Source organism: Rothia sp. HMSC065C03, from assembly GCF_001837295.1.
Lineage (GTDB): Bacteria > Actinomycetota > Actinomycetes > Actinomycetales > Micrococcaceae > Rothia.
This window is the reverse complement of sequence record NZ_KV831988.1, coordinates 202,963-218,155: the sequence shown is the minus strand read 5'-3', so window position 1 is coordinate 218,155 and position 15,193 is coordinate 202,963. Positions and strand designations below refer to the sequence as shown.

The 15,193-nt window shown below is 59.2% G+C and carries 10 protein-coding genes and 1 riboswitch; of the genes, 5 read left to right on the top strand and 5 right to left on the bottom strand.

Annotated features, from left to right (window positions below; translation table 11 throughout):
• Positions 1–103: 103 nt before the first annotated feature.
• Positions 104–403 carry a hypothetical protein gene (locus tag HMPREF2605_RS04265; RefSeq protein ID WP_246828162.1) on the bottom strand — a complete coding sequence of 100 codons (300 nt, stop codon included), beginning with the start codon at positions 401–403 and terminating at the stop codon, positions 104–106.
• Between HMPREF2605_RS04265 and HMPREF2605_RS04260 the strand changes: the two genes are divergently transcribed.
• Positions 402–3,482, top strand: a complete 3,081-nt coding sequence (locus HMPREF2605_RS04260) for a beta-galactosidase, LacZ type (RefSeq protein ID WP_070847085.1) — start codon at positions 402–404, stop codon at positions 3,480–3,482. The genes HMPREF2605_RS04265 and HMPREF2605_RS04260 overlap by 2 nt on opposite strands.
• Before the next feature lie 148 nt (positions 3,483–3,630).
• On the opposite strand, the gene HMPREF2605_RS04255 is transcribed toward HMPREF2605_RS04260, so the two are convergent.
• From HMPREF2605_RS04255 to HMPREF2605_RS04245, 3 genes are all read right to left on the bottom strand, one after another.
• On the bottom strand, positions 3,631–5,613 hold the full coding sequence (locus HMPREF2605_RS04255) for a M13 family metallopeptidase (protein WP_070614780.1): 1,983 nt from the start codon (positions 5,611–5,613) through the stop codon (positions 3,631–3,633).
• 322 nt (positions 5,614–5,935) lie between these two features.
• The gene (metE, locus tag HMPREF2605_RS04250) at positions 5,936–8,263 is read right to left on the bottom strand and encodes a 5-methyltetrahydropteroyltriglutamate--homocysteine S-methyltransferase (protein ID WP_070847083.1); all 2,328 of its coding nucleotides are present in this window, start codon (positions 8,261–8,263) and stop codon (positions 5,936–5,938) included.
• Positions 8,264–8,413: 150 nt separating this feature from the next.
• The gene (locus tag HMPREF2605_RS04245) at positions 8,414–9,319 is read right to left on the bottom strand and encodes a methylenetetrahydrofolate reductase (RefSeq protein ID WP_070847081.1); all 906 of its coding nucleotides are present in this window, start codon (positions 9,317–9,319) and stop codon (positions 8,414–8,416) included.
• A 117-nt stretch (positions 9,320–9,436) separates the two neighbouring features.
• A riboswitch (SAM riboswitch) is annotated at positions 9,437–9,553 on the bottom strand.
• Positions 9,554–10,011: 458 nt separating this feature from the next.
• Between HMPREF2605_RS04245 and HMPREF2605_RS04240 the strand changes: the two genes are divergently transcribed.
• The 3 genes from HMPREF2605_RS04240 to HMPREF2605_RS04230 all read left to right on the top strand — a co-directional run bounded on the left by HMPREF2605_RS04240 (position 10,012) and on the right by HMPREF2605_RS04230 (position 14,365).
• Positions 10,012–11,661, top strand: coding sequence for an ATP-binding cassette domain-containing protein (locus HMPREF2605_RS04240; RefSeq protein WP_246828161.1), 1,650 nt, complete (start codon positions 10,012–10,014; stop codon positions 11,659–11,661).
• 36 nt (positions 11,662–11,697) lie between these two features.
• Positions 11,698–12,699 carry an aldo/keto reductase gene (locus tag HMPREF2605_RS04235; RefSeq protein ID WP_005509045.1) on the top strand — a complete coding sequence of 334 codons (1,002 nt, stop codon included), beginning with the start codon at positions 11,698–11,700 and terminating at the stop codon, positions 12,697–12,699.
• 223 nt (positions 12,700–12,922) lie between these two features.
• Entirely contained in the window at positions 12,923–14,365 is a 1,443-nt protein-coding gene (locus HMPREF2605_RS04230) for a sugar porter family MFS transporter (RefSeq protein WP_070847078.1), read from the top strand.
• A gap of 83 nt (positions 14,366–14,448) precedes the next feature.
• Here HMPREF2605_RS04230 and HMPREF2605_RS04225 read toward each other — a convergent pair whose 3' ends face one another.
• On the bottom strand, positions 14,449–14,730 hold the full coding sequence (locus HMPREF2605_RS04225; protein WP_005509047.1) for a type II toxin-antitoxin system prevent-host-death family antitoxin: 282 nt from the start codon (positions 14,728–14,730) through the stop codon (positions 14,449–14,451).
• Here HMPREF2605_RS04225 and HMPREF2605_RS09685 point away from each other — a divergent pair.
• Positions 14,713–14,928, top strand: a complete 216-nt coding sequence (locus HMPREF2605_RS09685; protein WP_314849295.1) for a type II toxin-antitoxin system RelE family toxin — start codon at positions 14,713–14,715, stop codon at positions 14,926–14,928. The two genes, HMPREF2605_RS04225 and HMPREF2605_RS09685, sit on opposite strands and share 18 nt — an antisense overlap.
• The last annotated feature ends 265 nt before the right edge of the window (positions 14,929–15,193 follow it).

Below are 15,193 nucleotides of genomic sequence, written 5' to 3'. Positions count from 1 at the left end.
CTAGAAGCGCGTAGCTTCTACACCTAAAAGGCGCCCGCCCCGTGGCTAAAAACCACGAGGCGGGCGCCTCTCTCATGCGGTGAAGGACCTACCCTGCTTTTACCTACGCAGAAGCAAGCTTCTCCTCAAGCTCCTTCACAATCTTCGCGTGTTCCTTCTCAGAGATAGAAACCTTGAAGAAGAAGGCGAGGAACGAGCACACAATAATGGCCAGCGGCACATAGAAAGCAGCCGTGTTGAACGTCTGAATGTTCTGCGCGGTGAGGCTATTAGCACCAGTGCCACGTAGACCAGAGCCAAGTTCTGCGGGAAAAGAATGAACAGAATGTAGGCAACAATCATCACGCCTTCCGGCATCCTTAAAGGGACCAAACAAAGATGTATACGAGAGGAAGGAAGACATGTCTTCCACCGAACAAACGACTCCCGTAGTCTCCTCCCAGTCACCCTCAGCAGCGTGGCTTGATGACCCCACCGTGTACGCTGTCAACAGGGAAGTAGCGCACTCCGACCATCACTCCTCAAACCCCCAGCAGAGCCTCAACGGCACGTGGGCTGTCCGCACTGCATGGGCCTCAGAAATTGACGTCACCACCGCAGAATTCGCCGCCCCCGCCCTCGACGAAAGCGACTACCAGAGCATCCCCGTCCCCGCCACCCTGGAAACTGAGGGACTCTGGCGCCCCGCCTACGTCAACATCCAGATGCCCTGGGACGGCCACGATAACCCCGAAGCTCCTCACATCCCCGAGAAGAACCACGTAGCCCTCTACCGCAAGCACTTTACCCTGGATGGCGACCTCAAGAAGATGCTGAGCGAATCGGGCCGCATCGCGCTCGCCTTCGAAGGCTTCGCAACCGCAATTTACGTGTGGGTTGACGGCACCTTCGTCGGTTACGCAGAAGACGGTTACACCACCACCACCTTCGACATCACCGATATCGTCAGCAAGGACGCAGAAGGCAATCACACCCTGACCGTCGCATGCTACGAATACTCGAGCGCTTCATGGCTGGAAGGCCAGGACTCGTGGCGTTTCCACGGCCTCTTCCGCGCTGTGAACCTGGTAGCCCGCCCCGCAGTCAGCATCTCCTCCCTCACCGTTGAAGCAGACTACGATGCACCCACCGGCGAAGCACACCTGGACGCTCTCGTCACCCTCAACGGTGAAGAAATCAAGGCGTACACCCTGCAGGCCAGCGTCCTTGACGGCACCCATGTCATCTGGTCTGGTACCGTCGCCGCCGAAGACGCATCCGTGCGCATCTCCTCCGACGCCCTTGAAGGTATCGCTCCCTGGTCGGCTGAATCGCCCTCTCTCTACACTCTGACGGTGGATCTGCTCCACGACGGCAAGACCGTAGAATCCACCAGCCAGCGCGTCGGATTCCGTCGCTTCCGCATCGAGAACGGAATCATGACCCTCAACGGTAACCGAGTCCTCTTCAAGGGTGTCAACCGCCACGAGTTCCACCCGCGTACCGGCCGCGTCCTGACCGTTGAAGACATGACTTCAGAGATTCTCTTCTGCAAGCAGCACAACATCAACGCTATCCGCACCAGCCACTACCCCAACGATTCACGCTTCTACGCCCTGGCCGACGAATACGGTATCTACCTGGTTGACGAAGCAAACCTGGAAACTCACGGCTCCTGGTGCACCCCCGGTGACATCCCCACCCCCGAGACCACGATCCCCGGCTCCCGCATGGAATGGGAAGGCGCCTGCGTTGACCGCGTAGAATCCATGATGCGCCGCGACTACAACCACCCCTCCGTAGTAATCTGGTCGCTCGGTAACGAAGCATACGGCGGCGAAGTATTCCGCTCCATGTACCGCCGAGTCCACGAACTGGACCCCAACCGCCCCGTACACTACGAAGGCATCACCTGGCACCGCGAATTTGATGACGTCACCGACATCGAATCCGGTATGTACACCCACGCTGACGTCGTTGAAAAGTACCTGTCGAACAACCCCCAGAAGCCCTTCATCATGTGCGAATACATGCACGCAATGGGCAACTCGGTCGGCGCTATCGACGAATACGTCGCACTGGAACGCTACCCCCACTACCAGGGCGGTTTCATCTGGGACATGATCGACCAGGCACTCTGGCACCCCGGTGAGAGCGAAGGCGCCCCCGAATACCTCGCCTACGGTGGCGCATTCGGCGAACGCCCCTGCGACTACGAATTCTCCGGTGACGGTATCCTCTTCGCCGACCGCAAGGTAAGCCCCAAGGCCGCTGAAGTGAAGGCAGTGTACTCCAACCTGCGCATCACCCCCGACCAGAAGAGCGTGACGGTTGTCAACGACAACCTCTTCACCTCCACCGCAGACTACACCTTCAAGGCTAGCCTGCTGGTCAACGGCGTTCCTCAGTGGCAGGAAGACTACTTCTTCGACGTAGCCCCGGAATCCACCCACGAGCTGGTAATTCCCTGGCCCCTGGAAGAATACGCTGCCGACAACGCAGAAGTAACCCTGGACGTCAGCCTCGTGCTCACTGAAGACGCCGCATGGGCTCCTGCAGGACACGAAATTGCCTTCGGTCAGTACGTCATCCCCGCATCGCAGGCTGAAGCAAACACCGCTGAAGACGCAGTAGATGCGACGGTGACCGTCGGCCGCTGGAACGTCGGTCTGCGCAACAACCAGGCTGAAGTTATTCTGTCCCGCACTCAGGGCGGCATCGTCTCCTGGGTACACAACAGCACCGAGCATGTTATTCGCCCCCCGAAGCTCACCACCTTCAGGCCCCTGACCGACAACGACCGCGGCGCCGGACACGGTTTCGAACGCGCCCAGTGGACCGTTGCAGGCCGCTACGCCCGTTGCGCTAACGTTGCTGTCGAGCAGCCCAGTGATGACAGCGTGGCAGTGACCTACACCTACGAGCTGGCAACCCCCGCTCACACCGCTGTTACGGTCCGCTACGAAGCACAGAGCACCGGCAACGTGCGAGTAGCCATCGACTACCCCGGCGAGAAGGACGCACCGTCCCTGCCCGCTTTCGGTCTGGAATGGGCACTGCCCGGCGAGTTCTCGCACCTGCGTTACTACGGCCTCGGCCCCGGCGACTCCTACCCCGACCGTTGCAGCGGCGTCCGCCTGGGCGTGTGGGAAAGCACCCCCGAGCAGGACTACGCACCGTACCTGGTACCTCAGGAAAGCGGTAACCACATGGGTGTCCGTTGGGCTGAAGTGACGAACGACAGCAACCACGGCTTCCGTGTCCGCCAGCTGCAGACTGCCGGTGAGGGCCTGCACGTATCGCTCCTGCCCTACTCCTCCTACCAGATTGAGGAAGCTTCCTACCAGTGGGAGCTGCCCGAAAACAACCGCACCTACCTGCGTATCCTGGCAGGTCAGCTCGGCGTTGGTGGAGATGACTCGTGGGGTTCGCCGGTACACAGCCAGTACCACATCGATGCAACCGAGCCGCTGCACATGGACATTGCGCTAGAAATTATCTAACGCAACGCTCTGCACAGTAGCAGTAGACGCCTACCTTCGTGTAGCGTCCACAGCTCTCTAGAAAAGAGGCGCCCGCCCCGTGGTTTTCAAGCCACGAGGCGGGCGCTTTTCTTATATGCGCAATAAAGCATATACCCTTATCGGGGTGCTACCAGATGCGCACTCGCTCCTCCGGAGCCAAGTACAGTGCATCGCCCTCAGAGACACCAAACGCCTCATAGAACTCATCAATATTGCGCACCACACCGTTCACACGGAACTCATCCGGCGAATGCGGATCCACCGAAATCATCACCTCAGCATGCTGCGGGCGGGACTTCGTGCACCAGCCGCGAGCATTCGAGAAGAAGAAACGCTGAATACCGGTCATGCCGTCAATCACCGGTGCGTCAGCCAGCGACTCAATGCCCTGCTTCTTCAAAGCCAGACGGTACGCCTTCAACGCAATCGACATGCCAGCCAGGTCGCCAATGTTCTCGCCCAGAGTCAGCTCACCGTTCACATGGAACTTCGGGTCCAGACCCACCGGAACGTACGCGTTGTACTGCTCCACCAGCGCGGAGGTGCGCTCCTTGAACTTCGCGTAATCCTCCTCAGTCCACCAGCTCTCCAGCTTGCCGTCACCGTCATAGCGGGAACCCTGATCGTCAAAACCGTGACCAATTTCGTGGCCAATAATCATGCCGATATTGCCGTAGTTCGCCGCATCATCAGCATCCGGGTTGAAGTACGGGGGCTGCAGAATAGCTGCCGGGAACACAATCTCATTCGCCGGCGGCATGTAGTACGCGTTCACGGTCTGCGGAGTCATCAGCCACTCCGACTTATCCACCGGCTGACCCTTACGGGCAATCAGCCAGTCAGCATCAAACGCACCGGTACGGCGCAGGTTCTCAAACAGGTCACCGGGCACCAGCTCCAGGGCGGAGAAGTCACGCCACTTATCGGGGTAACCGATCTTGGTGACGAACTTCGACAGCTTCTCCAGCGCCTTCTGGCGGGTTGCCTCAGTCATCCAGTCCAGCGACTCAATAGACTCGCGGTACGCCTCCAGGAGGTTGCCGACCAGAACCAGCATCTTCTCCTTGTGCGAAGGCGGGAAGTGCACAGCCACGTACTCCTGGCCAATCTCCTCACCCAGAGCCTTCTCAACAGCGCCCACGCCGCGCTTCCAGCGCTCACGAATCTGCTGGGTACCGGAGAGGGTCTTGCCGTAGAAGTTGAAGCTCTCCTGAACCAGTTCGTCGTACATGAACGGCGCACGCGAACGCAGAACGGTCCATACAGCCCACAGCTTCCAGCTCATCAGCGGGATGGAGGTGAACAGCTTAGCCGCACCCTCAAAGAAAGACGGCTGAGCCACAATAACCTGGCCCAGGGTCTCCGGGTCAGCGCCGAGAGCCAGCAGCCACTGGGAGAACGGGAAGCCGGGGAACTTCTCGTCCAGCTCGGTCGCCTGGTACGGGTTGTAGGTCGCCTCCGCGTCGCGGTTCTCCACGACGTTCCAGTGCAGGCGAGCCAGCTCCGACTCGTGGGTGAACACCAGCTGAGCCGCCTGCTCCGGGGTGAGACCGAAGCCCTCAGCCAGACCGGTCAGCTGGAACATGCGAGCAATATGCTCAACGTACGCCGCGCATGCAGCCTCGTGCTTCTCTTCACGGTAGTAGGATTCGTCCGGCAGACCCAGACCCGACTGGTACAGGAAGAACGTGTAATTCTTCGGGTCCTTCGGGTCGTTGCTGGTGTACCAGGCGAACAGCTGCGGCAGACCCGCACGAGACAGCAGCGCCAAGGTCACGGCAAGGTGGGAGGGGGTTGCCGAGTTCAGAATCGGGGCAATTTCCTTCAGCAGCGGCTCCAGGCCGTCCGCCTCAATCTTCTCAACGTCCATGAAGGAGTTGTACAGCGCGCCGATGCGGGACTCCGGCTGCTCCTTCGCAATCTTCTCCACCAGCTCACGCACGTGCTTCTCTGCGTTATCGCGGAGGGTGTACAGGCCGCCGTCCTTGGGGCGGTCCGCCGGGATTTCGTGGGTAGCAAGCCACTTGCCGTTGACGTGGCGGAAGAAATCGTCGCCCGGCTTGACGGTTTCATCCACCCATTCTTTAGTGATTCCAGAGTTAGTAGTCATGGTTCCATTCTATGTTCTTACGCCCGCAAGCCACAGGATGACCGGCATGCCGCCAGATGATGGCTCACCGGTACAGGCGCTTCTCAGAGGCGTTTTAGGCGGCAGAAAGGGGCAGGGTAGCCCCCCAGGATGCAGAAAAACCCGCCCGTACGGTGCAGAAGAAAAACCGTACGGGCGGGCCTGTTATCTATCCCCAAAAGCTCGGCATACAGTCGGTACGCATACCGGAACGAAGCCGAACAGCCGCCGCCTGCCGCAGGTTACCGCGAGCAAACCATCATCCGGTCAACCCGCAGCAGGCAGCGGAGCCAATAGGCGCCTCCTAGAGGGATGCGCGAATCGCCTTGGTGGCGTCCACCAGGTGACGCAGAGACTGCTTGGTCTCCTCGTAATCACGAGTCTTCAGACCACAGTCAGGGTTCACCCACAGGTCAGCAATGGTGCCGTAACCAATCGCAGCCTTCAGCAGGGACTCAATCTCATCCTGCGAAGGAACACGCGGGGAGTGGATGTCCCACACGCCCGGGCCCAGACCGGAAACGAAGCTCTCCGGAATGTCAGCCAGCAGCTCCATGTGCGAACGAGCCGCCTCAATGCTGGTCACGTCAGCGTTCAGAGCGTTAATCGAGTCGATAATCTCGTTGAACTCCGAGTAGCACAGGTGGGTGTGAATCTGAGTGGAATCCTTCACCGCGCTGGTTGCCAGGCGGAAGGAGTTCACCGACCAGTCCAGGTACTGCGGCTGCTCGTCGCGGCGCAGGGGCAGCAGCTCACGCAGAGCCGGCTCGTCCACCTGAATGATGCGGATGCCCGCCTGCTCCAGGTCGGCAATCTCGTCGGCAAGAGCCAGAGCCACCTGGTTAGCGGTCTCGCGGCGCGGCTGGTCGTCACGCACGAAGGACCACGCCAGAATCGTTACGGGGCCGGTGAGCATGCCCTTGACCGGCTTGTCGCTCAGCGACTGTGCGTGGGAGCTCCACGGCACGGTGAACGCCTCACCGCGCAGGCCCTCACCGTGACGCTTCACGTCACCGAACAGGATCGAGGGGCGGGTGCAACGCGAACCGTAGGACTGAACCCAACCGTGGCGGGTGGTGGCAAAGCCGTCGAAGTTCTCAGCGAAGTACTGAACCATGTCGTTACGCTCGGCCTCACCGTGAACCAGCACGTCCAGGCCCAGCTCCTCCTGCAGTGCGATGACCGAGGCAATCTCGTCACGCAGGAAGCCATTCAGCTCCTCAGCGGAAATCTTGCCCGCACGAGCCTCCGCACGGTGGCGGCGAATCTCAGCGGTCTGCGGGAAAGAACCGATGGTGGTGGTCGGCAGCTTCGGCAGGTTCAGGTCAGCCTGAGCCTCGCGGCGAACGTCAATGGTCGGGCGGTCGAAGTCCTCGGGAGTCACAGCTGCGGCGCGGGCACGAATCTCGTCGTTGTGCTTACGCGGGTCAGCAGCGAAGCGAGCCAGCGCCTCATCAGCAGCCTTCAGTTCCGGCTCAACAGCAGCCTCACCCTCAGCCAGGCCACGAGCCAGCAGAGCAATCTCAGCAACCTTCTGATCGGCGAACGCCAGGCCGTCCACGGGAACCTCGGCGGGGTCTTCCAGAGCCAGGTCGTGCGGCACGTGCTGCAGGGAAGTAGAGGAAGCCACAGACACGGCACCCTCGGATGCGCCGGGCAGCGCCTCCAGAGTCTTCAGAGCGGCGCGAACATCGGCACGCCACACGTTACGGCCGTTCACAACACCGGCAACCAGGTGCACACCAGCGGCAGAGACGGATTCCAGCTCAGCCTTCGAGTACACACCGTGCACCAGGTCAAGGTGCAGAGCCTCAATGCCGGTACCCAGCAGTGCCGGCAGGTTCTCACGCAGAGAACCGTAGGGGCTGGTCACCAGAATCTGCGGGCGCTTCTCGCCGGCAGCCAGGGTGCGGTAGGTGCGCTCGGCAAGCTCGGCAACCTTCGCGTTGTCGGCACGGTCCACGGTCAGGCCCGGCTCGTCCAGCTGAACCCACTCAACGCCGCGCTCAGCCAGCTGCTCCAGCACCTGAGCGTACGCTGCAACAAACTCATCCAGACGGTCAACGGGGGAGAAGTCCTCAGCGGAACCCTGCTCAGCCTTAGCGCCCAGCAGCAGGGTCAGGGGACCAACAATCTGCGGGCGAACCTTCACGCCAGCCTGCTTTGCGACCTCGAGCTGCTCGTCAATAGCCTCAAGGTTCAGCTTAATCTCGGTGCCCGCACCAATCTCGGGCACCAGGTAGTGGTAGTTGGTGTCGAACCACTTGGTCATCTCCAGCGGGGGCAGAGTCTCGGTACCGCGCGCCAGTGCGAAGTAACCGGGCAGATCCAGCAGGCCGCGTGCATCCTTAGCCTCAGCCAGACGCTCGGGAACCAGGGTGAACAGGCGAACAACGTCGAGCACCTGGTCGTAGTAGGAGAAGGTCGCCGGAATCGAGTAGTTATCAGCCTTCAGACCCGCAGCGGTCACGCGCTCGAAGTAGGTGCGCTGCACGTCAGCGGCGGTGTCCTGCAGCTCCTGCAGGGTGGCCTTGCCCTTCCAGAAAGCCTCCTGAGCCTTCTTCAGCTCGCGGAAGCGGCCCACGCGGGGGTAGCCAACAATGGTTGCGGCGGGGAATGCGGTGTTCGACATAATATTTTTTCCTTTACTGGGGATAGATAGGGGAGTCAGTTCCGGTATTTCGCCACCCAGCGGTGGGCGGTGAAACGGAGGTTGTAACTCCCGGAATATTTGCGGGGGAGACAATGGGAACGCATCCGACAAGGAGCGTTACGGGTTGGGTTAGGCGTATTCCAGTTCGCTCAGCGGCTGAGAGAAACGGTTGCTGTATCGGGGTAGGTCCAGCTGGTCCAGAACGTCCAGCACCGCCGCATGCTCGTTGAAGGTGAAGAAGTGCAGGCCCGGTGCGCCCGCATCCATCACGGCGCGGCACTGGTTCAGTGCGTAGTCCACGCCGATGCGGTGCAGCTCTGCGTTGCTGGTCGCCGTCTCTAGGGCGTAGGCGAGGTCCGTCGGGACTTCCATGCCCGCCATCTGGCAGAGGTTCCGCAGGCGCTTCAGGGAGGTCACCGGCATGATGCCCGGAATAATCGGAATATCCACGCCTGCCAGGTGCGCCGAATCGACCAGGGCGCTATAGCGTTCATCCTCAAAGAACACCTGAGTAATCGCGAAATCCGCGCCGGCACGCTGCTTCGACAGCAGAATCTCAATATCCTGCAGCAGGGATGCGGACTCGGGGTGCTTCTGCGGGTATGCCGCCACACCAATCGACACCTTGCCAGCTGCCAGGTGGGCGAAATCTTCACGCTCCACGCGGCGAATGAGCTCTACCAGGTAGCGGGCGAAAGGAAGTTCAGAAACCTGACCTTCCTGAATATCACCGCGAAGAGCCAGGAAACCGCGCACACCCAGACCCAGAATCAGGCGGACTGCACGCTCCAGCTCGTGCACTGAATGGCCTGCGCAAATCAGGTGAGCCAGGGGGGTGAGGGAGGTTTCGTGTACCAGGTGGTCGAGCAGCGCCAGGGTCTTCTGGCGGCGCTTCGCGTCACCGGCGTAGGTGACCGATACGTAGTCGGGGTTGGTGCCCTCAAGCTCGGCAATGGTGTGGAGTAGCGACTCGCAGCTTGCGTGTGAGCGGGGTGGGAACAGCTCAAAAGAAAGAGCCGGGTGAACTGTCGTCATAACCTTCCTTCGTGTTCACCCGATAGATACGCACCGGGAGGGTGCGTGAATTCTTCTGCAGGATGCGCTGTACCGGTTTGCGGGTGCACATCATCAAGGGGTGCCGAAGGGTATTCTTCTCTATCGGTTCTGGCGGGAGCACCTTGTCCGTACCCTGCACCGTGACGGTGGGGGATACTGGCGAGGTTGCTGCGACGTCGACGAGCCAGATCTCTCGGTCGCTCTTGATAGATAACGCTTTCACTTTACCCACTGCCTCCGAGGGTGCGCAAGGGATGCGGCGGTTGATGTCCTAATATTTCTGGACATGACATTGGGGAGAAATATGAACTTAATATGACTGACTATGACGAAGGGGGCTGGGGGTGTTGCGGGTAGAGCTGTAGGCTGACCCCTGAATGCCCGGAACTATCGCAGATATATCTGCTTAATATTCTTGGACACGCACGAATATATGTGTTTTATATTTCATCGAAGAGTAGGGTTAGTTAGTGAGGCACGGGTAGTGTTTCAATGTCCGCTCATCGAGGAGTTGTAGGGCTCAAAGATGAGTTCAGTATGACTTTGTGAGCGTGGTGAGAATGAAAAAGCTATTTTCTTCTATACTCTGGTCCTTCCGCCTAGCATGGAAAACCTGTCCCACAACCCTGGTGAGCGTCGCCCTATCGCTAGCCGTCATAGCCTGCATTCCCTTGAGCCAGTCCCTGCTGATCGGTAATACAGTATCAGCCTTGAGCGGTTCAAATGGTGGCGCAGCATGGATTTATATTATTGCTCTTGCCCTTGTTGTCGGAATTAATATCATTGCTCAACGCTGGGTCATAAGTAACATGCTTATCCTCAAATCAAAGATGAACTATCGGGTTCACCGCATGTTAAATACCAGGTTATCTAATTTTCCGTTGTCTGATATAGGTAGCACAAAATCACAGGAAGATATACGTGCTGCAAGAGAGGCAATATCGAAACAGGAATTGCAGGTTCACACCATGTCAGTTATGACACTGGTGAGTGCCTTCGCAATGGTGTTACTTCTCTGTCTTAATATTGCGAACGTCAGCATTGTGGCAGCAATTTTTGCGGCACTGTGTTCATTGCCCCTATCTATTGCAATGGTGATTCTCGCTAAACGTGATTACGCTATATACACCCTAATGTACGAGGACTATCGGGTAGAGAACTACTATCTAGACAATCTGATGGCTCAGAGCCGCGCCCAAGAACTTCACCTCATGAGAGCCTCCCGATTTTTCTCGCAACGCGTAGCGTCCTGGCGACGCCGGGCAGCCGGTAGGGAATTGAGCCTTGAAAGTGTTAGAGGAATCATCTCCATAGTTGCAGGGCTACTCTGCTCTGTCTTACTCTTTGCGTCCCTGTACTTCCTTGTGGATTCAGGCGCCGATATATCATATGTGGCCGGATCGCTGATTGGAATCATCGCCTGTGTTGATGCGACCCAAGAGGTGGGATATTCATTTGGTCAGATTATTAATGGAGCATTATCTGTTCAGCAATTCCGAAGGGTATGCGACTCTGATACTTACGACCATGTTTCTGAGATAAAAACTTCTAACCCTAACCATGAAAATATTTCAAAAATTATATGCAAAGATGTATCCGTTCAGTATGAGGGCTCGTCGTCTTTTGCGCTTAAAGATATTAATCTTGAGCTGATGAATAATCAAATGATTGCAGTAGTTGGTGCCTCGGGCGCGGGAAAAACAACGCTAATAAATGCAATTCTTGGAATTACACCAATTGCCCAGGGGAGCATAACGTATAAGGGTGCTTCTTCTGAGAGTAAATACAACATGTTGGCAAATGTTGGTTTGGTGAGTCAAGACTACGGCCGTTATGAACTGACTGTGCGTGAAAATCTTCTTCTGGGTTTGCCTCAGGAGGCGGTTGAGCGTCTTGGTGATGCTGATTTGTGGTCGGCTTTGTCGGTGGCTTGTGCTGATGATTTTGTGCGTGGTCTTGAGGGTGGTTTGGATGCTCAGTTGGGTGAGTCGTTTGGTGGTGTTGGTCTTTCGGGTGGTCAGTGGCAGCGTTTGGCGTTGGCGCGTGTGGTTCTTCGGGATGCGCCGGTGTGGGTGTTGGATGAGCCGACCAGTGCTGTGGATGCTGAGACTGAGGAGGAGATTTTTGCTCGGTTGAAGGTGGCTGCTGTTGGGCGTTTGGTGGTGTTGGTGTCTCATCGTGCGTGGACGTTGCGTGGTGTTGATTCTGTGGTGGTGTTGGATGGTGGGTGTGTGGTGGAGCAAGGAACCTACCGGGACCTAACGACCGACCCTACATCACGCTTCAGGAAGCTCTTCGCCTCCCAACTGGAGGGGAAATAACCACGCAACATACCCGCACAACGTAGAGTTAAAAACATGGAACGTATTGAATCCCCCGTCTACCGCAGGCTCGGCAACTCCGGCCTCGTCGTACCCAGCGTCGGCATCGGCTGCAACAACCTCGGCCGCCCCGGCACCCCCACCCGCACCCAAGAAGGCACCAACGAAGTCATCGCCGCCGCAGTCGACGCCGGCATCAGCTTCTTCGACATCGCCGACCTCTACGGCGCCGAACCCGGCCTCTCAGAAACCATGTTCGGCACCGCCCTCACCCAGCTCGGCCTCGATCGCGACGAACTGACCATCGTCACCAAATTCGGTCTGCCCGTCGGCGACCTCAACGGCAACGACCGCAACGCCCGCGGATCCCGCCGCTACATCATGCGCGCCGTCGAAGGGTCCCTCCGCCGCCTCGGCACCGACTACATTGACCTGTACTTCTACCACAGCCCCGACCCCAACACCCCCATCGAAGAAACCCTCAGCGCCCTCGACCAGCTCGTACGCGACGGTAAGGTCCGCTACCTGGGCCACTCCAACTTCTCCGGCTGGCAGCTCGCCCACGCCGAACACTGCGCCCGTGAACTCGGCACCGAACGGTTCATCGTCGCTGAAAACCACTACAACCTGCTCGACCGCCGCGCAGAACTCGAAATCCTGCCCGCCGCACGGCACTTCGGCATGGGTGTGCTGCCGTACTTCCCGCTCGCTAACGGCCTGCTGACCGGCAAGTACCGCCGCGACAACATTCCCGCCGGTTCGCGCCTGTCCCACTCCAAGAAGAACGTGCTCGACGCCGCCAACTGGGACCAGCTCGAAGCCTTCCACACCTTCTGCACCGAGCGCGGCATTACCGAGGTGCAGGCGGCGTTCTCCTGGCTCGCACAGCAGTCGCCGGTCACCTCCGTCATTGCCGGTGCAACCAGCGCCGAGCAGGTGCGCGCCAACGCACAGGCGGCATGCCTGCGCTTCGACGCTGAGGACCTCGCCGCCCTGGACGCCATCTTCCCGGCACCCGAGAAGATCGCGCTGTTCTAAACTCCGGCTCCCTCTCAAAGGGACACTCAGGCGGTCGCACGTGTCGGCCGTAATATACGCTGAAAAATGTCCGTGGTGAGAAATAAATATCACCCGCCGCACGTTTTCGCTAGGATTAGGTGAGGTGTGTCTAACCTGACGCACCTCACCTAGCCCACTGACAGTGCTGAAGAACCACCAATGTCGGTGTAATCTCACCTAACCCCTCGGCATAAAGGACACCATGAGCGCACAGAGCACCGCCTCCACCCTGCCCCCTCTGGGCACCGGGAAGCACAGCCGATACCTCGGCATCATCGCACTCATCGCCACCTTCGGAGGTCTACTCTTCGGCTACGACACCGGAGTGATCAACGGCGCGCTCGAACCCATGAGCCGCGAACTCGGCATGGACTCCACCGCCCAAGGCTGGGTCACCGGATCGCTCGCCTTCGCCGCCGCTATCGGTGCGCTCGGATGCGGCCGCATCTCTGACCGGTTCGGCCGCCGAACCACCATCATTGGGCTCTCCACCATCTTCTTCATTGGTGCCCTGGCGTGCGTCTTTGCACCCAATGTCGCCGTACTCATCACCGGGCGCACCCTGCTCGGCCTGGCGGTCGGTGGCGCCTCCGCCGTAGTGCCCGTGTTCCTCGCAGAGCTCGCACCCTACGAAATTCGAGGCTCCCTCTCCGGCCGCAACGAGCTCATGGTCGTGGGCGGTCAGCTTGCCGCGTTCATCGTGAACGCCCTTATCGGCAACGTATGGGGTGAGCACGACGGCGTGTGGCGCTGGATGTTCGCCATCTGCACCCTGCCCGCCATCGGCCTGTTCGTCGGCATGCTGCGTGTGCCCGAGTCGCCGCGCTGGCTGCTGCGCGTCGGCAATCGTGAGCAGGCGCTTGAGGTGATGAAGCGCATCCGCTCCACCGAACGTGCCGAGGCTGAGATCGCCGACATTGAACGCACCCTGCAGGCGGAGGCAACCACCCAGAACGACGCGGCGGGTAAGGAAAGCGTGGGCGTGCGCGGCTGGTTCGTGCGCATCCTGCTCGTCGGTATTCTGGTCGGCGCGGGCCAGCAGCTGACCGGCATCAACTCGATCATGTACTACGGCATTAAGGTGCTCAAGGAAGCCGGTTTCAGCGAATCCGCGGCGCTCATTGCGAACATTGCGCCGGGTACGATTGCGGTGCTTGGTTCCATCCTGTCGCTGCGCCTGATGGAGCGTGTACCGCGCCGCGTCATGGTCATTACCGGCTATGCGTCGACCGCGTTTTTCCACGTGCTGATTGCGGGCGCATCCATGCTGCTGCCCGCCGATAACGCGGCGCGTCCCTGGATTCTGCTGGTGCTCATCGTCTGCTTTGTGGGCGCGATGCAGACCTGCCTGAACGTGTCGACGTGGGTGATTATGAGTGAGCTGTTCCCGCTGCGTGTGCGTGCGGCGGGTATGGGCATTTCGGCGTTTAGCGGCTGGATGATGAATGGTGTGCTGTCGCTGGCGTTCCCCGTGATTCTGGGTGCGGTCGGTCTGACCGGCTCCTTCATCGGCTTTGCCGTGGTGAACGTGGTCATTGCGCTGCTGATGTTCCGCAACCTGCCGGAGACTCGCGGCGTGAGCCTGGAGCAGGTGGAGCGCGGCGTGATGGACGGCAGCATCTACCCCTCCGCAGGCAAGCGCTAGATTCGGCGGTTTTTAGGCAAGAATGAGGCGGGCGGCCCCTCCCCGGTGGAGGGGCCGCCCGCCTCGCAATATGCGTTGAAAGACTAGTCTGCAGGGTTCTCTGCGAGGAACTCGTCGAGGCCGATGCGGTAGCCGTCATCTTCGGCGCGTGCCTTGCGAAGAGCCTCAATGTCGAGGAGCTCTTCGTACTCTTCCAGCAGCTTCAAATCTTCGTAGGAGATGAGCGCGGCAACAGTCTTACCATTGCGGCTGATGAGGGGACGTTCGCCGGAGAACACGGCTTCGTTGACCTTGGTGCCGAGGTTGTCGCGGAGTTCTTTAAGAGTCGTGACATTGGAACGAGTCCGGTGAGTGGTGACAGTCATGACTGGTTCCTTTCTGGGGTTTGTCCGTTAGCTCCGAGGATAGTTCTTGTGCAGGTTCTATTCAAGGAGCTACAGAGTGAAGAAGGGTACAGGGCACGAGTAGGGAATTACCGCATTCTGTACACCATTGATAACGGTGCGGTTGTTGTTGAGGTCTTCCGAGTCGGTCATCGGCGAGAAGTCTATCGCGGCCTGTAGAGTGAACGCGGCGTGATGGACGGTAGCATCTACCCCTCCGCAGGCAAGCGCTAAACCTCGGTGGTTTTTAGGCAAGAATGAGGCGGGCGGCACCTCCCTGTGGAGGTGCCGCCCGCCTCGTGCGTCTCGTGACCCGCCGCCCCTCGCCGCACCGCACTGTTCGTTGAAGGAGAAGCAAGGAACCCCTACCCTGCGCCACCAACCCATAAGTGATACGGTCAAAGAATAAGTAATGGATTCACGTGCTGAAATGCACGCCCGACCC